17 protein-coding genes and 6 pseudogenes are annotated in these 24,647 nt (G+C 68.5%); 19 read left to right on the forward strand and 4 right to left on the reverse strand.

Going from position 1 to position 24,647, the window contains the following annotated elements; translation table 11 throughout:
- The 5 genes and pseudogenes from ACIQCZ_RS41415 to ACIQCZ_RS41435 form a co-directional block, all read left to right on the forward strand.
- Window positions 1-97 (forward strand): annotated as a pseudogene (locus ACIQCZ_RS41415) (carbohydrate ABC transporter permease); the annotation flags it as partial.
- 11 nt (window positions 98-108) lie between these two features.
- Window positions 109-1,137 (forward strand): NAD-dependent epimerase/dehydratase family protein, encoded by a 1,029-nt coding sequence (locus ACIQCZ_RS41420; RefSeq protein ID WP_402291277.1) that lies wholly within the window; start codon window positions 109-111, stop codon window positions 1,135-1,137.
- Window positions 1,138-1,259: 122 nt separating this feature from the next.
- Window positions 1,260-2,273 carry a dihydrodipicolinate synthase family protein gene (locus tag ACIQCZ_RS41425; protein WP_402291250.1) on the forward strand — a complete coding sequence of 338 codons (1,014 nt, stop codon included), beginning with the start codon at window positions 1,260-1,262 and terminating at the stop codon, window positions 2,271-2,273.
- Entirely contained in the window at window positions 2,257-3,285 is a 1,029-nt protein-coding gene (locus tag ACIQCZ_RS41430; protein WP_402291252.1) for a hydroxyacid dehydrogenase, read from the forward strand. Before ACIQCZ_RS41425 ends, ACIQCZ_RS41430 begins: the two co-directional genes overlap by 17 nt.
- A 152-nt stretch (window positions 3,286-3,437) precedes the next feature.
- Window positions 3,438-3,629: pseudogene (locus tag ACIQCZ_RS41435) on the forward strand (hypothetical protein); the annotation flags it as partial.
- 579 nt (window positions 3,630-4,208) lie between these two features.
- On the opposite strand, the gene ACIQCZ_RS41440 reads toward ACIQCZ_RS41435, so the two are convergent.
- Entirely contained in the window at window positions 4,209-5,003 is a 795-nt protein-coding gene (locus tag ACIQCZ_RS41440) for an MBL fold metallo-hydrolase (protein ID WP_402291254.1), read from the reverse strand.
- A gap of 297 nt (window positions 5,004-5,300) precedes the next feature.
- On the opposite strand from ACIQCZ_RS41440, the pseudogene ACIQCZ_RS41445 reads away from it, so the two are divergent.
- The 4 genes and pseudogenes from ACIQCZ_RS41445 to ACIQCZ_RS41460 form a co-directional block, all read left to right on the forward strand.
- A pseudogene (locus tag ACIQCZ_RS41445) lies at window positions 5,301-5,843 on the forward strand (MFS transporter); the annotation flags it as partial.
- 44 nt (window positions 5,844-5,887) lie between these two features.
- On the forward strand, window positions 5,888-6,760 hold the full coding sequence (locus tag ACIQCZ_RS41450) for an MFS transporter (RefSeq protein ID WP_402291256.1): 873 nt from the start codon (window positions 5,888-5,890) through the stop codon (window positions 6,758-6,760).
- 184 nt (window positions 6,761-6,944) lie between these two features.
- Complete coding sequence (locus ACIQCZ_RS41455; protein WP_402291257.1) at window positions 6,945-7,706, forward strand: MerR family transcriptional regulator; 762 nt, start codon at window positions 6,945-6,947, stop codon at window positions 7,704-7,706.
- 1,034 nt (window positions 7,707-8,740) lie between these two features.
- Window positions 8,741-9,151: a RidA family protein gene (locus tag ACIQCZ_RS41460; RefSeq protein WP_402291259.1), complete on the forward strand. Its 411-nt coding sequence runs from the start codon at window positions 8,741-8,743 to the stop codon at window positions 9,149-9,151.
- A 239-nt stretch (window positions 9,152-9,390) separates the two neighbouring features.
- Here the strand turns inward: ACIQCZ_RS41460 and ACIQCZ_RS41465 are convergent, their stop codons facing one another.
- Both ACIQCZ_RS41465 and ACIQCZ_RS41470 read right to left on the reverse strand, forming a co-directional pair.
- On the reverse strand, window positions 9,391-9,819 hold the full coding sequence (locus ACIQCZ_RS41465) for a hypothetical protein (protein WP_402291260.1): 429 nt from the start codon (window positions 9,817-9,819) through the stop codon (window positions 9,391-9,393).
- A 247-nt stretch (window positions 9,820-10,066) separates the two neighbouring features.
- Window positions 10,067-11,549: pseudogene (locus ACIQCZ_RS41470) on the reverse strand (IS1182 family transposase).
- 493 nt (window positions 11,550-12,042) lie between these two features.
- Between ACIQCZ_RS41470 and ACIQCZ_RS41475 the strand changes: the two are divergent.
- The 7 genes and pseudogenes from ACIQCZ_RS41475 to lipB all read left to right on the forward strand — a co-directional run bounded on the left by ACIQCZ_RS41475 (window position 12,043) and on the right by lipB (window position 17,588).
- Entirely contained in the window at window positions 12,043-13,062 is a 1,020-nt protein-coding gene (locus ACIQCZ_RS41475) for a hypothetical protein (protein ID WP_402291262.1), read from the forward strand.
- A gap of 279 nt (window positions 13,063-13,341) precedes the next feature.
- Window positions 13,342-13,882, forward strand: a pseudogene (locus ACIQCZ_RS41480) (leucine zipper domain-containing protein); the annotation flags it as partial.
- A 511-nt stretch (window positions 13,883-14,393) separates the two neighbouring features.
- Window positions 14,394-15,758: a glutamate decarboxylase gene (locus ACIQCZ_RS41485; RefSeq protein WP_402291264.1), complete on the forward strand. Its 1,365-nt coding sequence runs from the start codon at window positions 14,394-14,396 to the stop codon at window positions 15,756-15,758.
- A gap of 90 nt (window positions 15,759-15,848) precedes the next feature.
- Window positions 15,849-16,343: a hypothetical protein gene (locus tag ACIQCZ_RS41490; RefSeq protein ID WP_402291266.1), complete on the forward strand. Its 495-nt coding sequence runs from the start codon at window positions 15,849-15,851 to the stop codon at window positions 16,341-16,343.
- Window positions 16,322-16,732, forward strand: a complete 411-nt coding sequence (locus ACIQCZ_RS41495; protein WP_402291268.1) for a hypothetical protein — start codon at window positions 16,322-16,324, stop codon at window positions 16,730-16,732. Before ACIQCZ_RS41490 ends, ACIQCZ_RS41495 begins: the two co-directional genes overlap by 22 nt.
- A 28-nt stretch (window positions 16,733-16,760) precedes the next feature.
- Window positions 16,761-16,883: a hypothetical protein gene (locus tag ACIQCZ_RS41500; protein ID WP_402291270.1), complete on the forward strand. Its 123-nt coding sequence runs from the start codon at window positions 16,761-16,763 to the stop codon at window positions 16,881-16,883.
- A 15-nt stretch (window positions 16,884-16,898) separates the two neighbouring features.
- Window positions 16,899-17,588, forward strand: a complete 690-nt coding sequence (gene lipB / locus ACIQCZ_RS41505) for a lipoyl(octanoyl) transferase LipB (RefSeq protein ID WP_402291271.1) — start codon at window positions 16,899-16,901, stop codon at window positions 17,586-17,588.
- Window positions 17,589-18,138: 550 nt separating this feature from the next.
- Here lipB and ACIQCZ_RS41510 read toward each other — a convergent pair.
- Window positions 18,139-18,441 (reverse strand): helicase associated domain-containing protein, encoded by a 303-nt coding sequence (locus ACIQCZ_RS41510; protein ID WP_402291273.1) that lies wholly within the window; start codon window positions 18,439-18,441, stop codon window positions 18,139-18,141.
- Between the two features lie 481 nt (window positions 18,442-18,922).
- Here ACIQCZ_RS41510 and ACIQCZ_RS41515 point away from each other — a divergent pair, with 481 nt between their 5' ends.
- The 3 genes and pseudogenes from ACIQCZ_RS41515 (at window position 18,923) to ACIQCZ_RS41525 (ending at window position 24,530) form a co-directional block, all read left to right on the forward strand.
- Window positions 18,923-21,727 carry a hypothetical protein gene (locus tag ACIQCZ_RS41515; RefSeq protein WP_402291274.1) on the forward strand — a complete coding sequence of 935 codons (2,805 nt, stop codon included), beginning with the start codon at window positions 18,923-18,925 and terminating at the stop codon, window positions 21,725-21,727.
- A 237-nt stretch (window positions 21,728-21,964) separates the two neighbouring features.
- On the forward strand, window positions 21,965-23,365 hold the full coding sequence (locus ACIQCZ_RS41520) for a WD40 repeat domain-containing protein (RefSeq protein ID WP_402291276.1): 1,401 nt from the start codon (window positions 21,965-21,967) through the stop codon (window positions 23,363-23,365).
- Between the two features lie 323 nt (window positions 23,366-23,688).
- Window positions 23,689-24,530, forward strand: a pseudogene (locus tag ACIQCZ_RS41525) (IS5 family transposase).
- The last annotated feature ends 117 nt before the right edge of the window (window positions 24,531-24,647 follow it).

The raw sequence follows: 24,647 nt of genomic DNA on the forward strand, positions 1-24,647 counted from the left end.
CGGCTCCGTCATCGCGTTCGTGCCCATCTTCGCCGCGTACATGGTGGGCCAGCGCTACTTCACCGAGGGCGTCACCGCGTCCGGAATCAAGGGATGACCCACGCAATTATGTTCACCGATGAAGCGGCGCTCGAAGAGCGTCTCAGTACCCCCCAGACCGCCCTCGTCCGGGACCTCGCCCGCCTCGACGGCGACGTGCTCGTGCTCGGTGCCGGCGGCAAGATGGGCCCCGGCCTGTGCAAGCTGGCCCGCCGCGCGCTGGACGCCGCGGGCCGCAGCGATGTGACCGTGTACGCCGTCTCCCGCTGGTCCGACCCGGCCGCGGCACAACAGCTGGAGGACGCCGGGGTCCGTACCGTGCCCTTCGACCTCATGGATCCGGCCGCCGACCTCAAGGAGCTGCCCGACGCGGAGAACGTCGTCTTCATGGTCGGCGCCAAGTTCGGCTCGGCGGACGCCCCCTCGCACGCCTGGGCGGTGAACGCCGCGATGCCGGACCGGGTGGCGCGCCGCTGGCCGGATTCGCGGATCGCCGCGTTCTCCACCGGCAACGTCTATCCACAGGTGCCGGTGTCCTCCGGCGGCTGCACCGAGGACGACCCGGTCGGGCCGGTCGGCGAGTACGCCATGTCGTGCCTGGGCCGCGAGCGGATGTTCGGCCACGCGGCACTGACCCGGGGCACCAGGGTCGCCAACATCCGTCTCAACTACGCGGTCGACCTGCGCTACGGCGTCCTCGCCGACATCGCCTCCGCCGTCCGGGCGGGCGAGCCGGTCGACGTCACCACCGGCCACGCCAACGTCGTGTGGCAGGGGTACGCCAACGAGGTCGCGCTGCGATCCCTGCTGCACACCTCCGCTCCGGAGCCCTTCACCCTCAACCTCACCGGGCCCGAGACCGCGTCCGTACGGCGGCTCGCGCACTGGTTCGGTGAGGAGTTCGGCAAGGATCCCGTGATCGCCGGCGAGGAGGCTCCGACCGCGCTGCTGTCCGACGCGAGCGCCTGCCACGCCCTGTTCGGCTATCCGGACGTGTCCCTGCGGACCCTGGTCCGCTGGCAGGCGGACTGGCTGCACCGCGGGCTGCCACTGTCCGGCAAGCCCACCAAGTTCCAGGTCCGCGACGGAAGGTTCTGATCCCCGTGTCCCGTACGCCCCCAGCCGCGACCGCGCCTGCACCCGGTCCCGTAGCCGCGACCACTCCCGAACCCGTACCCTCCTCGGCGGCCGCGGCAGCCCCGGCACGCACTTTGACGGACGTGTTCGCCGAGGGAACCGTCATCCCCGCTCATCCACTCGCCCTCGGCGCCGACCGCAAGCTCGACGAACGCCGGCAACGCGCACTGACCCGCTACTACCTGGCCTCCGGCGCGGGCGGCCTCGCCGTCGCCGTCCACACCACCCAGTTCGAGATCCGCGAACCGGGCATCGGCCTGCTGGCACCGGTCCTCGAACTCGCCGCCGAGACCGTGCGGAACGAGGCCGGCCGCCCCGTCGTCACCGTCGCCGGGGCCTGCGGCCACACCGCGCAGGCCGTCTCCGAAGCCGAGCTCGCAGCCTCCCTCGGCTACGACGCCGTGCTGTTGAGCCCCGCAGTGCCCGGCGCCGACGAGAAGGGGCTGCTGGACCGGGCCCGCGCCGTCGGCGAGGTGCTGCCGGTGATCGGCTTCTACCCCCAGGAGGCCGTCGGCGGCCGCTATCTCTCGCCGACGTTCTGGAGCTCATTCACAGACCTGCCGAACACCGCGGCCATCAAGATCGCGCCCTTCGACCGCTACCGCACCGCCGATGTCGTACGGGCCGTGGCGGCCGCCGATCGCTCTGACGAGGTCGCCCTGTACACCGGCAACGACGACGACATCATCGGCGACCTGCTCACCCCGTACGAGACCAACGGCACTCGGCGGTGGTTCGCCGGCGGGCTGCTCGGCCAGTGGGCCGTTTGGACCGGCTCCGCCGTCACCCTCCTCGATCAGGTCCGGCGGGCACGCGCCGGTGACCACGACGCCATGGTCGACTGCCTCGCCCACCGTCCGGAACTCACCGACGCCAACAGCGCTGTGTTCGACGTGCGCGGCGGATTCCGCGGCTGTATCGCGGGTGTCCATGAAGTGCTGCGCCGCCAGGGTCTGTTGGAGGGCATCTGGTGTCTCGATCCGAAGGAGGCCTTGTCTCCCGGCCAGGCCGAAGAGATCACCCGGGTCGCCACGGCCTACCCCTGGCTCACCGACGACGACTTCGTCGCGGAGCACGTCGATGACTGGCTCTCCTGACCCGGGGGCGGCCCGCCTGCCGCGGGTCGTCGTCGCCGTACCCCCGCACCTTCGTGAGCAGTTCTTCACCCCCGCGGTGTGGCAGAGCCTCTGCGCCGCGGCGCAGCCGGCCGTCCTCGACGAGCACACCGACCGGGACGCACTCGGTGCGACGCTGCCCGGTGCCCGTGCCCTGATCACCGCTTGGGGCACGCCCCGCCTCAGCGAGGAACTCCTCGACGTCGCTGACCGACTGGCGATCGTCGCCCACACCGGATCGGCGGTCGCCCCGTACGTCACCGAGGAAGTCTTCCGGCGTGGGATCCTCGTCACCCAGGCCGGTGACGCGATGGCACGCCCGGTCGCCGAGGTGGCCCTGGCGTTCACCCTCGCCCTGCTGCACCGCATCCACCGCTTCGACCACGCGCTGCGCGGCGGAGCCGACTGGGACGAGGCCGGCCAGGCCCCGCCGCGGCACGAGATCCAGGGCTGTGCGATCGGCGTCATCGGAGCGTCCCGCACCGGTCGTGCGTACATCGAGCTGGCGAGGGCACTGGGGGCACAGGTCGCGGTCACCGACCCGTATCTGACGGCCGAGGACGCACAGCGGCTCGCGGTACGGGTGGTGCCGCTGGACGAACTGCTCCGTGGCAGCCGGATCGTCGCCGTGCACGCCCCTGCCACCGCCGAGACCCGGCGCATGCTGGGCGCGCGCGAACTGGCGCTGATGCCCGACGGCGCCGGTCTGGTCAACACCGCCCGCTCCTGGCTCGTCGACGAGGACGCGCTTCTGGCACAGGTGTCGACGGGCCGGCTGGACGCTGCGATCGACGTCTTCGACACCGAACCACTGCCGGTCCGCCACCTGTTCCGGAAACTGCCGAACGTTCTGCTGACTCCTCATCAGGCCGCGGGCACCGCCGAGTGCCGTCAGCGGCTCGGCGCAAGTGCCGTGGAGGAGGTGCTGCGGTTCCTGCGCGGCGAGCCACCATTGCACTTCGTGGGGCCGGACGCACTGGCTCGCGTCCTTTGATCACTCGGTCGCAACCACACCGGGCCCCAGAGGCCGACCAGTTGTTCCTCGGGCTCGAAGGCCTCTCCGTTGCCTCGGGGTCGAGGAATTCCTGGAGGTCGTCGAGGCCGGACACGATCCACGCGGATACGTAAGGGCAGTCGTTCCCGGTCATCATCGCGATGGTCGCCGGTATGCCCCGCGCCCTGTTCCCACAGCTGGCCGACCAGACGTACGCCACCTGCGGCGAGGGGCCGGCAATCGGCGTGCTGTTCGCAGGCATCCCGGTCGGCACGGTGGTGGTTGCAGGCGGTCCGCGCCTCGCCGACGTGCTGCACGGCACCGCGGGCTCCGCATTCGGCCCCGGCCGGCCGTGGCAGGACGGCGAGGCGGGCGAACGTGCTGACGAGCTCGTCTCGCCACGGCCAGGTGGCTGAGATCCGCAGGTGGAGGCGGCGGCCCCCGCGGGTGATGCGGGCGGCTGCGTGCGGTAGCGGAGCTTCTTCGGCTCGACGCAGGCCGATTCGCCACCCAGCAGCAGAGTTTGGGCCCAGACGAGTAGGTCGACGGCGGTCAGGGCCAGTTTCCAGCCAGGCGGTGTGGATGGTGAAGTGGCGGGAGGGAAGCGACCGAAACCGGTGGCCTTGCCGCGGCGAATGCGGTCCTCGACACGGGCGTGCGCACGGTGGCGGACCTCCAGATGCTGCAGGGGCCCTTCGCCGACCGGGGTGTCGTGAGGAAGACCTGGTGGCGCATGCCCTCGCCCAGATCGGACAAGGGCAGCTGGGCGTCGGGGTGCGGGCGCCCGCGCCGGACGATGGTCCGGGTGCCGTCCGGGTTGGCCAGGTCCACCAAGCCGGTCAGTTCTGCCACTGCGGTGCCGGTCCGCAGGGTGCCGTCCTTGGTTCCGCATCAGGGCCGGGCCCGCTAGTTCTGGCGAGGTACTAGACGGCGACGAAACGCCGGTTGCCGTCCGCAGCGAGGATGCGGCCGAAGCGCATACCGGGGAAGTGGGCGGCGACCAGCAGGTCGTCGGTGTCGGCGGACTCGTCGGCGATACGGTTGCGCACGGCGGAGGCGGCGGCGGGGTCGACGTCCCAGATCACCTGCCAGTCGCGCTCGCCGAACTGGACGACCGAGTGGGCCACGTCCCCCAGCAGCAGCGCGCGACGCCCGCCGGAGGAGACCACGTACACGGTCGTGCCGGGGGTGTGGCCGGGCAGGTGGAGGGCGTCGATACCGGGAGCGAGGGTGAAATCGGAGTCGAACAGCTCCAGTTGGTCCCCGAGCGGGGTGAGCTTGTCAACGGCTTCCGGCCGGGCGGCGTCGCCCGTCACGAAGTACCGCCAATCGGCGCGGTGGGCGCGGTAGGTGGCGCGGGGGAAGACAGGCCGGCCATCGACGGTGGCCCAGCCGATGTGATCGAAGTGCAGGTGGGTGAAGACCACATCGGTCACGTCGTCGGGAGTGACACCGTGGGCGGCGAGCGAGTCGAGCAACCGGCCCCCACGGTACTTGCCGTCGTCGAACGGCCCGACCCCGGCGTCGACCAGGACGGTCCGCTCCCCGCTGCGCACGAGAAAGCCGCCCAGGGGCAGGCCGAGGCTCCCGTCCGCTTCCCGGTGGTGCTCGTGGCAGGCCCACGGGTCGTCCACGCCGGGGCGCGTGAGGATCTCCGCGGCGATCTCGGTGCCCACCCCGTCCGTGATCGCCAGAACCTCGATGTCGCCGACCTTCATGTATGCCCTCCCGCAGCTGTCATGAGCCCACACCGAACCGGACGGCTGTTCGTGGGCCATCGGCTTCAACCGCCCTCGACGGCAGGGGATTCCCACGGGCGACGATCTTTTTCAGGGGTGGGCGTCAGTGGGATCGTGGTGCGGATGTCCTGGTAGCGGGTGTGAGGGCAGGGCTGTGGTTGCTGCCATGGAGTGACTGAGCGGTTGTTGTGGTGTGGCTGGCAGGTTGGTTGCTGGCTGTCATGGGTTTCGCTGTTCCTGTGTGAAGGGCTGACAGGGTCGGGTGGGCTGGGCCGTATGACGGTTCAGGGGGTTTCGGCGGGTAGGGCCGGGGCGGGATCGGCTGGGGGTGCGCTGTTGGCGCGGGGTGTGGTGGTGCGGCGGCTTCTTGTGGTGGATGGGGGAGGGGACGCTGTCGCGGCTGCACGTGCGGATCGCGGCGGAGCCGGCGGGTGTGTCGGAGCGGACGGTGTGGCGGTGGCTGGCATGGCATTGCCCGAGATGGCGCGGGACTGGAACGCCTCCCCCGAGCAGCTCTCCTGGGTGGTGTCGGCCTACTCCCTGATGTTCGCTGGTTTCCTGATGGTGGCCGGGCGAGCTGCTGACTTGTACGGGCGACGCCGGGCGCTGCTGTGCGGGATGGTGCTGTTCGCCGCCGCCTCCGCGGTGGTGTGGGCCTCCCACTCGCTGCCGCTCGCCGTAGCGGCCCGGGCGGTCCAGGGGGCTGGTGCGGCGGTGACAGTCTCGGCCGCGCTCGGGCTGATAGGTGCTCTGTGGCGTGAGGAACCAGGGCGGTCGCGGGCACTGGGAGGGTTCGGTGCCACGGGCGGCGTGGGGCTCGCGTTCGGGCTGGTCGTCGGTGGCGCGCTGGCGGGGTCGATCGGGTGGCGGGCGATGTTCGCCATGAACGTCCTGGGGGTGGCCGCGCTCATCGCGGGTGTGCTCGCACTGATCCCCGCGGACGCCCCTCAGGACCGCGCCCACGGACGCCTCGATCTTCCCGGTGCAACACTGGTGACCGCCGGTCTGCTGGGGCTCTCCTCGGTAAGAACGTGGCCGATGGCCCCGGATGGGTGGTCGCAGCCGTCGCAGTGGCCTTCCTGGCCGGCTTCGTGGTCTGGCAGCGCCGGGCGACCCAACCGCTGGTCCCTCCGGCGGTGTGTAAGCGGCCGAACCTCGCCGCAGTCCTGGCGGTCGCCGTGTTCATGTACGCGGGATGGGTCGGGGTGAACTACTTCGCCGCACTCCTGCTGCAGAACATCCTCGGGTTCAGTCCGCTCACCACGGGCGTGGCCTTCCTACCGCTGGCCATCGGCGGGACGCTCCTGCCCCTGGTCGCAGGACGCCTGGTTCCGCGGGCGGGTGCACGTCGGCTCATGCTGTTCGGTCTGACCTGCTACACGATCGGCCTCGCCCTGTTCTCCCTGGTCGGCCCCGTAGCGAACTACTGGGCTGTCATCCTGCCGCTCCTGGTCATCCTCATCATCGGTCTCTCGCAGACCTTCGTGTCGGCGAACATCACCGCACTGTCCGGTGCGGGAACCCAAGAGCAGGCACTGGCCGGTGCCATGTTCAACACTGCACTCCAGATCGGGGGCGGACTCGGCCTCGCGGTCCTGTCCGCCGTCGCCGCTACGGCCGGGGGTGACGTGCTGGCCGGTTACCGGACAGCCTTCCTCACCGCCGCTGGTCTCTCGCTCGCGGGGCTACTCACCGTCCTGGCCGGTATCCGCAGCCCCCGCGGCCTGAACGGCTGACAGCCGCAGCCGCTGGGCGCCCGGCCTTCTGCCTCTGATCAGGAAAGACCACCTATGAAACAGTCATGGTCGATGGACTGAGAACCTGTTCCCAGTCAGGTTCCGGCTTGCGGTTGCCGCTACGTCAACTTCTACCGTCTTCGGTGTGGCCGGAGAGACCGGCCCGGCGATGAGAGGTTGAACGATGGCCTGGTCGATCGCTGATGTGGCACGGATGTCGGGAGTGACGTCCCGGACGCTGCGGCATTACGACGAGATCGGCCTGCTGCCGCCGGCGTGGATCGGGAGCAACGGGCACCGCTACTACGAGGAGGCCGATCTGCTGCGGTTGCAGCAGATCCTGTTGATGCGGGAGCTGGACCTGGGGCTGCGGGAGATCCAGGCGGTCCTGGACAGCCAGGTGGATCAGCTGGCCGCGCTCCGCGAGCACCACCGACGACTGCTCGCGGAACGCGACCGGCTGGAAACGCTCGCCCGCACGGTCGGCCGCACCATCGCCGAACTGGAGGAAGGCAAGGACAACAGCGACATGGCAAAGATCAACAGACCAGAGAACCTGTTCGAGGGCTTGGAGCCCAGCCGTCACGAGGCGGAGGCACGCGAGCGGTGGCCGGAGCAGTGGGAGCAGTCCCAGCGAGCCATCGCGGGCATGACCGTCCAGGGTATGGAGCAGTGGCAGCGTGAGGTGACGGCGCAGATGATCCGCATGGCGGAGTTCATGGTGGCCGGCACACTCGTCGCCGATCCTGCGGTGCAGGCCGAGGTGGAAACCCACTACCAGGACGTGTGCCGGTTCTGGACCCCGTGCGCGGCCGCGTACAAGGGGCTGGGGCAGACCTACGTCGACGACCCTCAGTTCCGTACGAACTTCGACAGGATCGCCGACGGACTGGCCATCTACCAGCGCGACGCGATGGCCGCCTACGCCGACGCACGGCTGAGCTGACCGACAGCTCACACTGCCGGAGGGCTGCAGACCCCCGGCGGCAGGCAACCAGCAGATACCACCCGCACACGCGCCCGCCGTCGTACCGTCGTCCCGCACGAAGGCGGCGGCGAGCAGCACCGCCAGGCCCGCCCCGTCGTCGCGGCGCCCGGGTGCGAAGAAGGCGGTGGCGAAGAAGACCACGGCGACCGCCGTTGACCCGCGCAGGTTAATCGGTAAGCGGATGGCTTCTCACCGGCAGCAAGACCAGGCCCGTCAGGGCGGGCGACCTGATCAGGCAGGGCGTGACAGACTCACGACACATCGAAGCTCCGTCGGGCGCAAGTCACTTGGGAAGTCACTTGCTCCGACGGAGCTCCGCTGCGTACGAAACGCTGCCCACGCCATCAACACACCTGACAGCCAGCACTCACACAAGATCACGGGACTTCGCAACGGCCCTGGTTTACCGGAAGAGCTCTTTTTCCACGATTGCATGGTCAGGGAAACGGGTGTTGGCGTTGCCGTCCCATGACACGCCCAACGTGCGCCTGGCCGTTGGATGGCGGCCTGCAGATCGATCCCGTCCTTGTGCAGAGACTTCCCGCTGCTGTGAACGCAGCGGCGCTGACTTCGGATGATCGGCTCGCGGTCGGCTTTGGTGCAGACGTGCCTGTTCTGGCCGCTATCCGGAAAATGACCTGACCGCGGGTATGACGAAGTGTCCTGGCTGCCCGGGAGGTTTGGTGCGGTGTGGTCGGACTGCTTCGGAAGCAGGCCCGCGAGGCCGATGGCCTGGACGCCCTCGTAAGGGCTTGGTGAGCTCACCAAGACCGAACTCAGCGAGATGATCGCCGAGGTGGCTTCGTCGGTCTCTGAGGAACAGCGCTTATCGACGGGCTCCGGAGTCAGTTGGTGATCACTCGGCTCGTGACTGTCGAGCAGAAGTGACGGCGCTGTGCGTGGGGGGCGGCGAAGAAATGGGAAGGCAGGAACCGACGGGGCGTTGGCAGGATGCCCGAGCTCAACACCCGATGAGAAAGGACCCGACAGCTATGGCTCGTGCCATCACGTTGATCCGCTCTGCCTCCCTGTCCGATGTCGCCGAGTATGCCTACGCGGCCACGGCGCCTGCCGAGTCACGCCTGATCTTCCTCGCCGGGGCGTGTCCACTGAACGATGACGGCTCCACGGCAGCGATCGGTGACTACGCGGGTCAGGCCATGAAGGCCACCGAGAACATGAAGGCCGCCCTCGCCGCCTCAGGCGCGTCGCTCCAGGACGTCATCAGTACAAGGGTTCTCGTCGCGTCGGCCCGGCGAGAGGACCTGGTGGCTGCCTGGGAGGTAGTCCGGGACTCGTTCGCTGACCATGACGTCCCAAGCACCTTGATGGGCGTCACCGTGCTCGGCTACAAGGACCAACTCGTCGAGATCGAGGCCATCGCCGCCGTGCTCGAATCTTGAGCCCACTGACACGCTGGGTGGCGGCGTGATCAGCAGCCTTCCTTTGACGGCATCCCGATGCCGAGCTGGCAAGAGATCCAGTGCCTCCCGTTCTCGTCGGCATCGACATCCCGGCGCGGCAGGTGCCTCCCGTCGTTTCGCGGGGAGTGTATGTCGCCGAGTTCTGGTAGCGCCTGGGTGCTTGCTTCGGGAAGGTCGTTGTGCATTGCACGAGGAGAGCCGGGGCCTGCCAACGGCCGTCAGGTTGGACGGCAGGCCTCACACGCGTGGCTGTCGATCGCTGCCGTCAGGTCGCGAGCCGCCGCCCGCACCGCGGGATCCTCGTCGCTGACCAGTACGCTCACCGTGCTACTGCCGCTGAGCACGGCTTGGTGAGCTGCGTGCACCACGGTGATCTGCGGAGGATTGCCGTGGTCGAGAATCGCTTGTAGCAGTTCGATCACTCCGGGCCGGCTGGTGACCGAATCGGTCACGGCGAGATCCCACAGGAACGGAACCGCCGCGACGGTCGCGTCGAAAACTGCCAGCTCACCGAGCCACAAGCCGAGATCACTCAGCGCATCGGCGCTCGTCCTGGTGTCGCCCCACGCCACCCGCGACAGTCGGCCCGGAACGTCCTGTGCGGATCCGTAGGCATGCGTGAGCTCGTGCCACCGTACGCGGCTCATGCCCTTGAGGATCGTCCCCACCAAGCACTCCTGTCCTGCGGCTCGCTGCCCGCCCCAAGCAAGGCTCTCCACCCACGGACCGCGCTGATCGCGAGGCTAGGAGCGTGAGTCAGTAACGTGCAAGCGACTGGTTGGCTGTGATCGATGGGATCGGTTGCGGTCGGCTCGCGGGGTGCTTGTGAGGCCATGCTCGGCGCCCTGCTTTGTCAGGTGTTCGGCTTGGCAGGGGGTCGGGAGGCCGGGTTGGTCAGCCGGCCAGGGTGGCGAGTCCGGTGGTTCCGGTGTGTCGGAAGATCTTGCGGAGGTTGTGGCAGGCGGCGAGCAGTCGCCACTCGCCGCGGGCGCCGTCCTCGCCGCGCAGGAGGAGTTGGCGGCCGTTCTGGCAGGTCATGATCTGTCCGAAGACTGGTTCTACGATGGCTTTTCGGCGACGGTAGGCGGCCCGTCCGCGCTTGGTCCGCAGCGTGCGGGCCATCCGTTCCTTGAGGGTGGCGTTCGCCGGGATGCGTCCGCGTGGTGCGGGTGGGACCTGCTCGTCGTGGGCGAGTCGGCCGGTGGCCATGAATGTGTCGGTGCCGCAAGACAGTTGGCGTTCCCTCGCGGCTTCAAGGTTGGTCTCGGAGCAGTAGCCGGCGTCGACCAGGGCCTGCTTGGGGTGGACGCCGGTGTTGGCGGCGGACTGGTCGAGCATGGTGGTGTAGTTCAGCGCGTCGGAGGCGTTGGTCGTCACGTCGGCTGCGGTGATGACCTGGTGTTCCTCGTCGACGACGGCCTGAGCGTTGTAGGCCTGGATGTAGGCGCCTTTGCCGTTCTTCATGATCCGTGAGTCGGGGTCGGTGAAGTTGGCCTGTGCTTTGGGCTTGGGGCGGGCCTTCGCGGCGGCCTTGTGCCCGGCGTCGGTGACGGCCTGCTCGTCGCGGGTGCCGGCGCGTTCCTGGCGGCGGCGTTCCTTGTTTTGGGCGTGGCGGCGGGCCTTGGCGGCGGCTTCGGCTTCGATCTGTGCGCGGGCAGCCTGCAGTTTGGCCAGGCGCTTCTCGCGGCGGTCGAGCTCGGCGGGCAGGTCGGTGTCCTTGCCGTCGACACCGAAGGTCTGGTCCTCGGCGGTGTCGGTGGCCTCGGCGTCGGCCAGCAGGGCGGCGGCCCGGGCTTCGATGGCGGCGATCTCGGCCTCGACGCGTTCTTCCTTGTCGATCAGGCGGCCGTAGCTCATGGCCTTGTGCTTGGAGGCGTTCGCTTCGAGTTTTGTGCCGTCCAGTGCGACGCGGCCCATCTTGACCATGCCGAGCTTGGACGCCAGGTGCAGGGACTGGGTGAACAGGTCGGCGAGGGCGTGGAGGTGGCGGCGGCGGAACCGCGAGATCGACCGGAAGTCTGGGGCCTGGTCGGCGGCCAGGTAGCGGAACGCGATGTCGTCGACGCACCGGCGCTCGATCGCCCGCGAGGAGCGCACCCCGGTGGTGTAGCCGTAGACCAGCAACCGCACCATCAGCCGGGGATCGTAGGGCGGATAGGCCGCGCTTCTCGGTGTAGTCGGCCCGGATCGCCGTCAGGTCCAGGACATCGTCGGCCAGGTCGGCGACGAACCGCGCGAGGTGGTCCTGGGGCAGCCAGTCGTCCAGCGACGGGGGCAGCAGCAGGACCTGGTGCGGGTCGAACGCCCGAAACCGCTTGTCCACCGCCGCCCCATGGCCCCGCGGCTGCCTCTTCTCGACCGGCTCGACCTCGAACAACCCGCCCCCACCACGCATACCGGCATCATTCCGCATGAATGATGGTGAAACGCAGGCGGGTTGCCCGTTACCGGCCGTATCCCCAGGCCGTGAGGGGGTCGTCCTCACAGGCCGTAGATGGCGGGGCCGCAGCCGGGCTGGGGCCGCAGGGGGTGGGCTTGGACCACGCCAGCCGCGGGGATGGGAGTGCGGTGGTGCGAGGCTCCGGGGCTCACGCCCGGGGACCGCTCCAGGGCCACCCCCTTGGGCATCCCAACCGGGGTCTCAGACCGACCTCAAGAACACCAGCCTAACCGCGGCCACTGAACTGACCTTGTCCATCCCCATCCGCACTCACGTGACGTCGCGCTTCAGCACATCATCGACCCCACGAGGTGAGGCCGCCCCCGTACCTCCCTACGATGACCGTATGCGTGAACTGAGTCCTTCGCTTTCGCCGCTTGAGTGGCGGTCTGACACGGCTTCCGACGTTCGCCTGATCACGGTACGCGACGTGAAATTCCGGAGCGTCCGTGGCGGAGAGGGTGACTCGGTCGTCGTCGCCGCGCACCGGATCGGTCATGGCGGAGCCCTCTCCTACCTGACTGTAGGTCCCGACGGCGTCGAGGAGGTGCTGACGGAAGACGTGAGTGGTGCCAATGCGGCCCTGCTTCCCGGCCCGGACGGCACCCCCTGGATACGGATGTCCCTGATCGAGGACGGTTTGGACCAAGAACCCGACACGGTTCTGCCGCTGCGGGGACGGAGTGATTGGGAACGACCCCCGCGTACCTCCGCCTTCGCTGGTGACTTCGTGGGCTGGATCGGTGACCGTGCGTTCTGGCACCTCGATGATGTCTTCGACCAGCGCAAGCCCTCCCGCATCCAGGCCGCCGACCTGGAGTACGGCGTCAAGGGCCCCCGGCTTCGGGTCCGGCGCCCGGTACGGCTGCCCCTCCCCCAGTCGTACGACGCGGTAGTGTGCGCCGACGGGACACATCTGGCCGTGCTCGCACTGGACGCAGACCCGGCGGGCCCTGCGACCCTGCGCATCCTCGCCCCTGACACCCTCGACGTCGAGCGAGAACTCCCCGTCACACGGGACCCCAGGGAGGCGTTTCTCACGCTCGCCGAGGCCTACCGCGACGGCACCGCCCTGCTGTACTCCGTCGCCGGCGACGGCCACGTCAGCATGATTCGCCTCGACAGTTCCGGTGCCCAGTCCGCCGCCCCGGCAGGCGTTCTGCCCGGCGAGCCCTTCTCCATCTGGCAGATCCGCGGCCCCGCACACCATGCGTTGCGCTTCACGACGGAGCACGCGAACGGCCTGCTGACCCTGCAAGGTGGCATTCCCAAGGCGCTGTGGACGGGCGCCCCACACCGCTACCACGACACCATCGGGGGACGCGAAGTGCCCCTGAGCGCCGACTGGGGACGACCGCTCCTCTCCGAAGTCGTCACGAACGGCCGGGGACACGTACTGGTTCTTACCTCAGAGGACGACCCACACCGACTCGCCCTGCTGTTCGACTGACTAGGCCGGTCGTATATGCCAAGGTGCAGGGGAAAATGGGCACCCACAACCAAGACGAGGTGCGCATCAGGACCGCTGGTTACTGACTCACGCTCCTAGCCCGACACACCGAAGAGTGCCCTCAGATCTCTCCAAGATTCAGGCCCTCACGGCGAGCTAGATGTTCTGTGCTGGGAGGTTGTGGACGGGTGCTTCAGGTTTCGGTTGAGGGATCTTGAACGGGTGAGGACCTTCCGGTTCGGTGTGGATTGCGACGTCTACACCAACTGAAAGACCCTCGTGCCCCACCGTAATGCACCCCTGACCGAGGCCGGACGCCTGCGCCTGGCCCGCCGCGTGGTCGAGGACAACTGGCCCCTGCGCCGGGCCGCCGAACGCTTCCAGGTCTCGCCCACCGCGGCCCAACGCTGGGCGTCCCGCTACCGGGCCCCGGGCGAGGCCGGGATGGCGGATCTGTCCTCCCGCCCGCACCACAGTCCCCGGCGGACACCGACCCGCACCGAGCGCCGGATCATCAAGGTCTGCCTCCTGCCCCGATGGGGACATTGCTCGCCTGCTCGTGCTGGTGCCCTCCACCGTGCACCGCGTGCTGACCCGCTTCCGTCTGGCCCGGCTCGCGCACCTGGACCGGGCGACCGGGCGTGTCATACGCCGCTACGAGCGCGACCGGCCCGGCGAACTCGTCCATGTCGACATCAAGAATCTCGGCAACATCCCCGACGGCGGCGGCCACAAGGCCCTCGGCCGGCAGGCCGGCCGCAAGAACCGCCCGAACGCGGGCTACAGCTACATCCATACCGCCATCGACGACCACTCCCGCCCCCCCCCGCCTGCAGCGAGATCCACACCGTGCACCCTGGCCACCGAGCCCAGTTCATTGCTGCAGCCGTCTTGGACCGCCTCAGCATGTCGTCCGCAGAGCGCTCGACAGCCCGCCGAGATGGAGGTCGCGATGGACCGGGGCCAGGCCGGCGCCGTGATTGCCGGACACCTCCTGGCCCGGAGCGGCCGACGCCCAGAGTGGCCATGTGGCGCTGGTGCTGTTGGTGGGTCAGGCGCCGACCGGGCGCGACACGATCGACCGGGATCTACTGGCCCGTATGCGGGGTGTTTCTCGCGGGCGATCTCGTCGATCAGGGAATCGTTCGGCGTGGTGCTACCGGCATTGACCCCGCTGAGCACGGGCGTGCCTTCCTGGCCCACGCGCCAACGCGGGCCTACTCGGCGACTTGAGTTGATCACTCGGGAAGGTACGCCGTTCGCGTGTATCCCGAGCCTGGTCCACAGGCCCTGAGCATGGCTTCCGCTCCGGAAGTGGTGGAATCGTCGGCATGACCAAGAGTGACGTCGCGGCGCTGTTCGGCAACCGATTCCTGACCGCGGTCGCTCCCTCGGAGACCTTCCCCGAGGAGGGCATGACCGCGACGGACGCCATGAGGCTGCTGGATGAGGATCTCGTCATGGAGGGTGATCCGCAGCGCAACCTCGCCACGTTTGTCACCACCTGGATGGAGCCGGAGGCGCAACGGATCATCGCCGAGAACCTCCACCGCAACTTCATCGACCACGCGGAGTACCCCATCTCCGCCGAGATCGAGCAGCGCTGCGTGCGCATGCTCGCCGACCTCTTCCACGCACCGGGCAAGACCACCGGATGTCGGACCCAGGGCTCGTCCGAGGCGGTCATGCTCGGCGCGCTGTCGCTGAAGTGGAAGTGGCGGGAGCGCCGGCAGGCGGCCAACCTGTCGGTCGACCGGCCCAACCTGGTCTTCGGCGGCGACGTCCACGTCGTGTGGGAGAAGTTCTGCCGCTACTTCGACGTCGAGCCGCGGATCGTGCCGCTTGCCGAGGACAAGTACACGATCGGCCCGGAGGACGTGGAGCGCCACCTCGACGAGAACACGATCGGCGTCGTTGCCGTCGTCGGCACCACGTTCACCGGCCACAAGGACGATGTCGTCGGGATTGACGAGCTCCTGCGGGAGGTCCGCAAGGAGCGGGATCTCGACATCCCGATCCACGTTGACGGCGCCAGCGGCGGCTTCGTGTGGCCCTTCCTCTACCCGGATTCGAAATGGGACTTCCGGCTCGAGCAGGTCCGCTCGATCAACGTCTCGGGACACAAGTACGGTCTCGTCTACCCCGGCATCGGCTGGCTGGTCTTCCGTGAGGAGTCCGACCTGGCCAAGGACCTCGTGTTCTACGAGAACTACATGGGCAAGACCGACGCGACGTTCACGCTGAACTTCTCGACCGGCGCGGCGATGGTACTCGCGCAGTACTACAACTTCGTGAGGCTGGGTCGCCAGGGCTACACCTACGTCATGAAGACGATGCAGGAGAATGCCCGCGCGTTGGCGGACAACCTACGTAGCAGCGGCCGCTTCGAAGTGGTCGGCAGCGACCTCGAGCAGTTGCCGCTGGTCGCTTTTCGCCTCGCCGGCAAGCACGCCTACGACGAGTCCGACGTCGCCTGGCAGCTCTCGGCCGAGCGGGGCTGGATGGTGCCGGCGTACACGCTCCCGCCCAACGCGGAGCGCGTGAAGATCCTTCGTGCCCTGGTCAAGGAGACCCTGAGCCGTGAGCAGATCGAGCGCCTGACCCAGGACATCGCCGACGCGTGTGGCACCTTGGACCACAAGGGTGCGACCACCGACGTCGAGCGGGCCCAAGTCAAGCGCGGCACCGGCTACTGACGCCCCCAACCGGCACCTGTGGGGCTCGTAAAGTCGTTGCTGCCGGTCAGCGCCCGCCTTCAGGCTGGCCGGTGGGGACTTGCTGCCCTGATGATTGTGTCCCTGCTCTACGGCACCGCCCGCGCGCGGCCAGCAGTGACGGCCAGCCTGCGGCCGGTCGCGAGTGACGAGGGAGCAGAGCTGACGGTAGGGAAGCGCAAGACCAACCCGGCGGGGTCGACGAACAGTTTCCGCGGCGATGTGCTGTGGGTGCTCGGAGTGCTGAAGGTGGCCACGGCTGATCAGATCCAGCGGATCGGCGCTCCGCACCTGGGCTACCGGCACGCCGACAAGAAGACCCCGTCCGAGCAGAAGACGGCACGCACCGCCTCGCACACCGGTGCGCTCTCCGGTATGCGCAAGCACGGCCTCGCCGAGAACGGCGGTTCCACCGATGTGGGGGAGAGGCTGCGGAACCTGACCGCCAAGGGCTTGGAGGCTGCCTCCTACGAGCTGCGGCGCCCGGTGACGGAGATGGGGGCTCCACCGCCCGTGGCGCGGGCGGTGGAAGGGCTTTCCACCCGATGGCCGTCAACGAGACCGTGATCGCGATGCTGCGCCCGAAGCCGAACATGGCCAAGCTCGCCGACGACCCGGCCGAAGTCCGGGCCGCCGCCCAGGCCGTCACCGACGCGCCGCCCGGGATCGGCACCATCGCCTCGTACTGGACCGAGGTCTCGCTGCCCGCCATCGGCACGTGGAACGCGCCGGCAAGGGCGGCGCCCAGGCCGACATCGTTCTTACTGCCCCGCAGAACAAGGTGCCACTGCTGTTCATCGAGGTCGACAACTGCCACGCCCCAGCGCAGACGACGGCGCCCCAGGCTCGACGACCAAGGGCGCCGTTCGAGTCGTTCAGTACGACTCAGCTCGGCTACGAGGCACCCCATGGGCTGCACGAAGCATCTCCTGTTGATCCTCGTCCAGACCGCGTGACCGAGGACACGCAGGCTTCGGCTCAGCCTTGCTGGCAACCACTCAGCAGTTCGCCGGCTCGGCGGGCGTGGCGGTGATCGGCTCGGTCCTCTTCGCGACCCTCGGCGCCGACGATGCCGGATATCGTCTGGCTGATGAACTGTGGCCATGAGTAAGGAGGCGAGCGGTGAAGCTGCCGAAGCCTGCGGAGGAACAACGCTCGGAACACCGGCGGTTGGAGCGCGTCGACCTGGGAGAAGTACCCTACGAGGCGGCTCAGGCGGACATGGTCCGCTGGGTTGAGGAGCGCAAACAGGGCCTCGCGGCCAACCGGCTCTTCCTGCTCACTCACCCGGCGGTGATCACTTACACCGCCCGGACACCGAAAGACCAACTGCCTGACGCTGAGTCACCGATCACCCTGGTGCAAACCGACCGCGGCGGACATGCCACCTACCACGGTCCCGGCCAACTCATCGGCTACCTCGTGCTCAACGTCCGCGAGCTCGGTCCCCGCGGTCTGATCCGCCGTGTCGAGCAGGCGCTGATCGACGCACTGGACACTCTCGGTTTCCCAGCGATCCGCCGGGAGACCCCGCCGGGCTCCGAGAGCCTCGTCGGTGTGTGGACCCCCGATCACCGCAAAATCGTCTCGATCGGCATGCGCATCAGCGGGAGCGTCTCCAGCCACGGCTTCGCTCTCAGTATCGCCCCCGACCTGAGCGTCTACACCACCTTTACCGCCTGCGCCCTGCCCGGCGTCCGTATGACCTCCCTGGCTGAACTCGCTGCCGAACGCGGTCTGCCCACCCCAACCAATGCCGAGGTGCGCGACGCGGTTGCACGAGCGATCACCACGCATCTGACACCCCCGTAGAAAGCAGGAAGCAGGAAGCAGGAAGGGGAAGGGGAAGGGGAAGGAACAGAGGGCCGTCCCGCCAGGCGTAGTGGCCTTCTGTCGTAATCCGTCATGAAGAACGCAAGCGCCATGGTCGACGCCCCTCGACCACCCCCAGGATCAGCGGCTGAGACGGTTGGCCGACAACACGGCGGCACGTCGACTGTCCAGTCGATGATGCGAGCTGAGCCACTAGCCGGCCGAATGCCGGTAGGGGAGTCGGAGACCTGCCCTCTCCTCGCGCTCTCCCTGGGAGCGGTTGGCGACCCAGTCCGGATCGCGTACGGGCGCTGGCCCCCGCGGCTTCGGGGCTGGGTGCGCATGATGCGCCAACTGGTGCGCGGCCGGACGAGAACGTGGACCAGGACGACGACGGCCTGACGGACCGCGCTGCTCCGTACCCGCGCGCCGGTGAACCGCACCTGATCCTCAGCCCAGTCGCCCAGCCGCAGCCATGGACGCGCCCGGCCCGCCAGGTAACCCACCACGAGCGCCGCGACGGCCGCCACCAAGACGTCCCCGCCCATCGTCAGGACCAGCGCATGCCGATCTGAGACAGCTGCTCAATCCGTTCCGGCGTCAGCGTCGCGGCCCTGGAGCGCTGGTTTCCGATCCAGTCCCCGAGCTTGAGTTCCCGTTTCTCCTGGTCCTTGCCGACGATCCGCTCGACGCGCTTGCGCGGTACCCGTAGGTGCCCTTCGCGCTTATAGAACTGTCGGGCGGCGGTGAGGTGCAGCACCCACTTCTGCGCCTGGCCGGTCAGCGGCTTGGGCTTCTCGTCCTTGCTGGCGGGTTCGATGCCGAGGACTTGTTCGCACATCCACTGCTGCACGGTTGTGAGCTTGTCGAAGCCGAGCCGTTGCGCGCGTACACCACCGGTTCGCGCGCCCTACCTCTACGCCCAGGCGGCGCTGCAGTCGGCCGGACACCTGGTTACCACAGCCCAGGTCGGCGCTCCTCGGGCCGATCTCTGGCCTGGTCCGTGAGGTGATCAGTGACAGTAGGACTCAGGGAGCAGCGGGAACCTGCCAAGGTGGCGCGAAGAAGCTTGATTGAACGGGGGATTGGGACGGGAATCAGGAAAAAGGGAATCGGGAACCATCACGCCACCACGCGGTGGCGTCGCCCGGTCCCCGGGACTGGGGGCAGGCGTGGACGCAACGGACAGCGCATCAGTACCGTCCGAGCAACCACCTCCACAGCCACCCCTTCCTCCGTACCCTTCGTTCCCACCACTTCCCCCGCAGGCGCCGCACCTCTCGCCACCGCCGGCGGGCAGTGGGGCGTCCCGGGCCCCTGGAGCGCTTGTCCGATTGATTAAGTCCAGTCGCTGGTACTGGCGTTGGGGCGTCCTGGCGCTGGTCATGGTGCTCGTCGCCGGTCTGATGACCTTTGTGCTCTGGCCAGGCGAGAAGACGCCCCCGCAGCTGGCCTCGGCGGCCACCAAGAGCCTGCGTGCCTGGCGCGGGGTCACCTATGCGGGGACCACGGTGAACGGCAACGGAGCGATCATCGGCTTCCGTCTGACGGTCGCCCGCGACGGCACTGCGTACGGAACCCTGAGCCGTGACTCGGGGGCATACGCGGAGCTCGCTGTGAGCCCCAAGCGAACTCTTCTGCGCGGCAACGACCAGTGGTGGTTCGAGCACGAGCCGGGCAGCGCCGAAGCGCTGGCCAACACCTGGGTGGCCGACCCGCCGCAGGGGGTGATCGGCCTGGCCGAGCTGTCCCGGATGACTCCGACGGCGCTTGCCGACGCCCTCTCGGACAAGGACACCGACGGCCCGTCCGGGCGGCCGTCCACGTGGCGCCAGAGCGGGGCCACGTCGGTGAACGGCCGTCCGGCGAAGGTACTGACCGACGGCACCCTGCGCTTCGTGGTGAGTGCGTCCCCTCCGTACCAGCCGCTCTCGGTCGGCCTGCCAGGTTCTGCTGTATCTCGAGGAGCCGCCACGCCCGAACCTGCGCCGGACGCCTCGGATGCGCGTACTGCCGTCTTCCGCTCCGGCCCGCAGGACGGTGCCGCACGGCCCGCGGGCCATGTGCAGTCCGCAGGTCACGTGCCGGCGGCGGCCGGTGAGCCCGCGCCCGCCCCGGCCCTGTCGTCTGCGGTCAGCGAGCCCGACAAGGCCCAGGTGCAGAGCACAACGGAGAACGTACGCCGGGTCGACGCATCGAACGAGCAGGCCGAACCATTGGGCCAACGTGTGGCGGCCCAGACGGCCGTGGCCGTACAGCTCTCGACATCGTTCTGCAGCACTCCTAGCTGCCCGGCCACCGTGAACGTGACCAACCAGGGCACCGCTCCGGCCAACGGCACGGTGATAGTGACCGTAGCCGGACAGACGCCCCTGAGCAGTCCTGTTTCCGTGCCTCCCGGCGGAAACCGCACGCTGACCGCGACGGCGACGAATACGGCACCGCCCGGCCAGACGATCCAGGTGAACTGGTCCGCAGTCTTCTACGAAGCGAGCGTCATGGGCGACGACCCGGCGCTCGTCAAAAGGCTGATGGGCCGCGGTTTCAAGCTCAATGAGCCACTGGGCGACCAGCGGGCCAACGACAGCAAGGGCAAGCCCGTCCTGCAGCTCCTCGACGCCATGACGGCCGACATCGGCTCGCGAACCAGCCCCGAGGTCCGCAAGAGCAGGCTCAGCAATGTCGGCAAGACGGTGGCCAATCTGAAGCAGCAGGGAGCGTTCGAGCCGTTCTACGACCTAGCCGTGAACAGCAACAACCTGAGAGTTTCCGGCGAGAGCGGCATTGCCGAACTGGCAGCCAAGACAGCCCAGCTCTCCGTCTCCGACCGGCGGACGCTGCAGTATGCGAGCGAGTTGGCGAGCGCGGGGAACAAGATCGTCTGGGGCAACACCTACAAACCCGAGGGTTCCACGGACGGGTACAAGGCCGACCTCCAGAACCTGACCGGCAAACAGACCATCCAGCGCAAGGCCGTGTCCGGGGGCACGGACGCGGTCGTGAAGGCCTTCGCGGCGGCGATCAACGAACTCTCCGGTACCGGGGTGGTCCCGCCCGGCTTCGAAAAGGTCGCCTGGATCGACATCGACCCGAACGCCTCCACCGTCCTGGCCGGCAGTGACCGGCACGCACTGGCGAAGGAGCTCAAGAAGCTCAAGCTCGACAAGTACTGCAACGGCGCGGGCGGGCCCGCTTTCGACGCGGCCGTGTTCACCACCTATCCGCCCGGCCCGGACGGCACCCCGCAGCGTACGAACAGCGTGTTCACCTGCAATGAACTGCTGAGCAGTGCCATCGACCCCCACAAGTACATCCAGGACGAGATGGTCTGGAAGGCCAACAACGACCCGGTCTGGTACTCCGACAACTACATCAGCGACGGCCGCCGACAGAGCATACACACCACGGAGAACGGCGTCGCGCTGCCGAAACTCGCCAAGGACAACGAAAACCACTGGATCTCCAAGGACAAGCTGCCCTCGGCACCCGGCGCGAAGCTGTCCCCCGCGAAGTCCGTCGGCCCGGGCTCGGTCGGTGACAGAAAACGGAGCAGCCTGCTCAACAAGATCGCTGACCATCGCAAGACGTCGGTGGATCTCACCAACGCGGAGCGGAAGTTCCAGAAGAATAAGAGCGTGGTCAATGGGCGGACACGCGACAAGGCATTGCAGCACTACCGGAAAGAACTAGGCGTCACGCCCAACAACAGCTCCATACCCGAGCGGCTCGGCGAGAGCGCGGCACGCTACCACGTCATTCCGGAGGAATTCCCGGGAGCCCAGTGGATCCCCCTGCCCAAAACCCCCAATGGTGCCGATAGGTTCGACCAGCTGTACCGGCTCAAGGACGGCACGCTGCTCATCGTCGAGGCCAAGGCGCCATCGAGTGACCTCGGCTGGCGTCAGGGGAAGGGCCGTCAGAAGAACAAGATGGTCCAGCAGATGACCAGGGAGTACGTGGAGACGATCATCGAGGCGATGAAAGAGCGTGCGACGAAGTCCCCGCGGGACCGCGAGCTGGCGCACGACCTGGAGGAGGCGCTGAAGGACCAAGGCAAGCTCCGCTACGTCCTCGTGAAGGCAAAGGATGGCGGCAGCTCCTACGCGGGTGCCACCCTGCAGGAAGGCGTCCTCTACTAACAACTCGCGCGAATAGGCGCGGGTTGGAACGATGGGTTGAGGACGTGCCGCGATCTGGAGGATGTTACTCTCCGTGATCGTTTTCGGTGATCGGGCCAGGTTCTGCGCGCGCACGCACGTGTGTGTTGTCCGGGCGTCGGACTGGGGTGTGCCGGGGACGCGTAGAAGTACGCGCTCTCGTTCCTGGTGCTTGTTTGGCGTGGGCGGGTGGGGGTGGGGGCGGTTACCATCGCGGTCATGTCTGATGATCTCCAGAGCATCGGCCCGGGCTGTGAAGGTGCCGTGGTGGGCGGGCGGTTGGTCGATCCGGGGTGGCTGGTGAATGCCGACCCGGTACAGGTCCTGGAGATGCTGGGCGGTGTGGTGGGGCGGGAGGAGGTGCTGGCGGCGGCGGTGTACCGGGCATCAGCACGTCTGCACGGGAACGCTGACGCGGGGGTGCGGCGGCAGTTGCTGGCGTTGAACGCGGCCCGGTACGGGGATCACGGGTTGGCGGCACGGATCACGGCTGTGCCAGTCGAGGGGGAGCCGGCGGCGCGGTGGGGGGTGGACTGGGCCACAGGCGGCATGGTTACCCGGCAACTCCGGCACACCTTCACCGCCCATACCAACGCAGTGTGTGCGGTGGCGACGGTGGTGGTGGATGGCCGTCCGGCCATCGTCTCCGGAAGCCGCGACAAGACGGTACGGGTGTGGGACCTGACCACCGGTCAGCAGGTCGGTGAGCCCCTGATCGGCCACACCGGCTGGGCGTGGGCGGTAGCGACGGCGGTGGTGGACGACCGACCGGTCGCTGTCACCGGAAGCTGGGATGGGACGGTGCGGGTGTGGGGCCTGGCCACCGGCCGGCCTGCTGGCGAGCCCCTGACCGGCCACACCGGCTGGGTGTGGGCGGTGGCGACGACCGTGGTGGGCGGTCGGCCCGTGGCCGTCTCTGGAAGCGTCGACGAGACGGTACGGGTGTGGGATCTGGCCACCGGCCGGCAGGTCGGTGAGCCTCTGAACGGCCACACCAGCGGGGTGAGTGCGGTGGCGGTTGCGGTGGTGGACGGCCGGCCCGTCGCCGTCACCGGCAGCCGCGATAAGACGGTGCGGGTGTGGGATCTGGCCACCGGCCAGCCCATCGGCGAGGCCCTCAGCGGCCACACCCGCGGGGTGGCGGCGGTGGCGACGACGGTTCTGGATGACCGCCCGGTCGCTGTCACCGGAAGCGTCGATGAGACGGTGCGGGTGTGGGATTTGGCCACCGGCCAGCCGATCGGTGAGCCCCTGACCGGCCACACCGGCGCGGTGTGTGCGGTGGCGGTTGCGGTGGTGGGCGGCCGCCCTGTCGCCGTCACTGGAAGCGTCGATGAGACGGTGCGGGTGTGGGATTTGGCCACCGGCCAGCCGATCGGTGAGCCCCTGACCGGCCACACCGGCAGGGTGAGTGCGGTGGCGACGATGGTGCTGGATGACCGACCGGTCGCTGTCACCGGAAGCGTCGACGAGACGGTGCGGGTATGGGACCTGACCACCGGCCAGCAGATCACTCCCCTCCTGTTCTTCCCCGAGCCTGTCCTGGCGGTGGCGGTGGCGCCGGGCGGAGAACTGCTGCTCGGCTTCGGCTGGGAACTCGCCTGCATGTCTCCCCGCTGACCCCACACGCCGACCGGGCCTTCCCATGCCGTCGTGCCGTACAGCACGCTTGGGGTGGCCGTGGTCATCCGGTACAACCGGATCGAACGGGACAGCGCGTGTTGCCGGCAGCAGCGACAGGAGTGCGGGCCCGGCGGGATGCGGGCTTGCACGTGTCGCATCAGACGACAAGACGGTGCTGGCGGGCCCAACGGACGAGCACACGCACCACACCCCCAGGGCGCCCCGTGCCTGCGCAGCTGCCGTTCACCCCGTTGGATACCGAGAACCACCAGCGCCGCGATCACTACACCCGCGGCGCCGTACGACCGTCGGGGAGCAATGTGCCTGTACTGCCGTCGTGGCTGACCGAACCGCTGTGGGACCAGTTTGCTGCCCTGCTCCCAGCACGGCCCGTTTTCGATCCGGCCCACCCGCTGGGCTGCCACCGCCGCCTCATCGGAGACCGCATCGTCTTCGACAAACTGCTGCATGTCCTGCGGTTCGGCTGCTCCTACGAGGCCATCGCGGATGCCACCTGCTCGGCCAGCACGATCCGGGCCGCCGCGATGAGTGGATACGCCTGGGCCTGTTCGCGCGGCTGAAGCAGATCGCACTCGACGCCTACGACCGCGTCGTCGGTCTCGTCCTGGACCAGATCGCGATCGACGGGGTCATCACCAAGGCCCCCGGCGGGGGTGAAGCGGCCGGACGTTCACCCGTCGACCGGGGCAAGCAGGGCATGAAACGCCCCGGCATGACCGACGGCCACGGCATCCCCCTCGGCCGCGTCCTGGCCGGCGCCAACCGCCACGACTCACCCCTCCTCGCCCCCACCCTCGACCTCCTCGAAGAGCTCGGGCCGCTGCCCGACGAGACCACCGTGCACCTCGACGCTGGATACGATTCGGACAAGTCCCGCACCCTGCTCGGCGAGCGAGGGCTGCGCGGCCGGATCGCCCAGAAAGGCACCAACGCACCCATCCAGGCCACCCGACGGTGGCATGTCGAGCGAACTCATGCCTGGCAGAACGCTTTTCACCGGCTCACCCGCTGCTACGAACGGCGCATCAATGTCATCGACGCCTTCTTCGACCTCGCCGACGCCATCATCACCGTCCGTAGTCTGATCCGCCGGGCCTGGACCACCCACCGCTGGGATACACGCCCCCACCGCCGACCATGACACCCGCCTATTCGCGCGGGGTCTAAGGGCTGTCCCGTAACCCCTGGCGGGCGCGCGACGACAGCTACGGCACCTCGCCGCGTTGTCGGAACATCCGCATACATCCAGTATGCGGAC

Source organism: Streptomyces sp. NPDC093149 (genome assembly GCF_044754145.1).
Lineage (GTDB): Bacteria > Actinomycetota > Actinomycetes > Streptomycetales > Streptomycetaceae > Streptomyces.

Coding starts and splice junctions, on each gene's coding strand:
- ACIQCZ_RS41420 (WP_402291277.1), top strand. CDS start 109: ATGTTCACCGATGAAGCGGCGCTCGAAGAGCGTCTCAGTACCCCCCAG.
- ACIQCZ_RS41430 (WP_402291252.1), top strand. CDS start 2,257: ATGACTGGCTCTCCTGACCCGGGGGCGGCCCGCCTGCCGCGGGTCGTC.
- ACIQCZ_RS41440 (WP_402291254.1), bottom strand. CDS start 5,003: ATGAAGGTCGGCGACATCGAGGTTCTGGCGATCACGGACGGGGTGGGC.
- ACIQCZ_RS41455 (WP_402291257.1), top strand. CDS start 6,945: ATGGCCTGGTCGATCGCTGATGTGGCACGGATGTCGGGAGTGACGTCC.
- ACIQCZ_RS41460 (WP_402291259.1), top strand. CDS start 8,741: ATGGCTCGTGCCATCACGTTGATCCGCTCTGCCTCCCTGTCCGATGTC.
- ACIQCZ_RS41465 (WP_402291260.1), bottom strand. CDS start 9,819: ATGAGCCGCGTACGGTGGCACGAGCTCACGCATGCCTACGGATCCGCA.
- ACIQCZ_RS41485 (WP_402291264.1), top strand. CDS start 14,394: ATGACCAAGAGTGACGTCGCGGCGCTGTTCGGCAACCGATTCCTGACC.
- ACIQCZ_RS41490 (WP_402291266.1), top strand. CDS start 15,849: ATGATTGTGTCCCTGCTCTACGGCACCGCCCGCGCGCGGCCAGCAGTG.
- ACIQCZ_RS41495 (WP_402291268.1), top strand. CDS start 16,322: ATGGCCGTCAACGAGACCGTGATCGCGATGCTGCGCCCGAAGCCGAAC.
- ACIQCZ_RS41520 (WP_402291276.1), top strand. CDS start 21,965: ATGTCTGATGATCTCCAGAGCATCGGCCCGGGCTGTGAAGGTGCCGTG.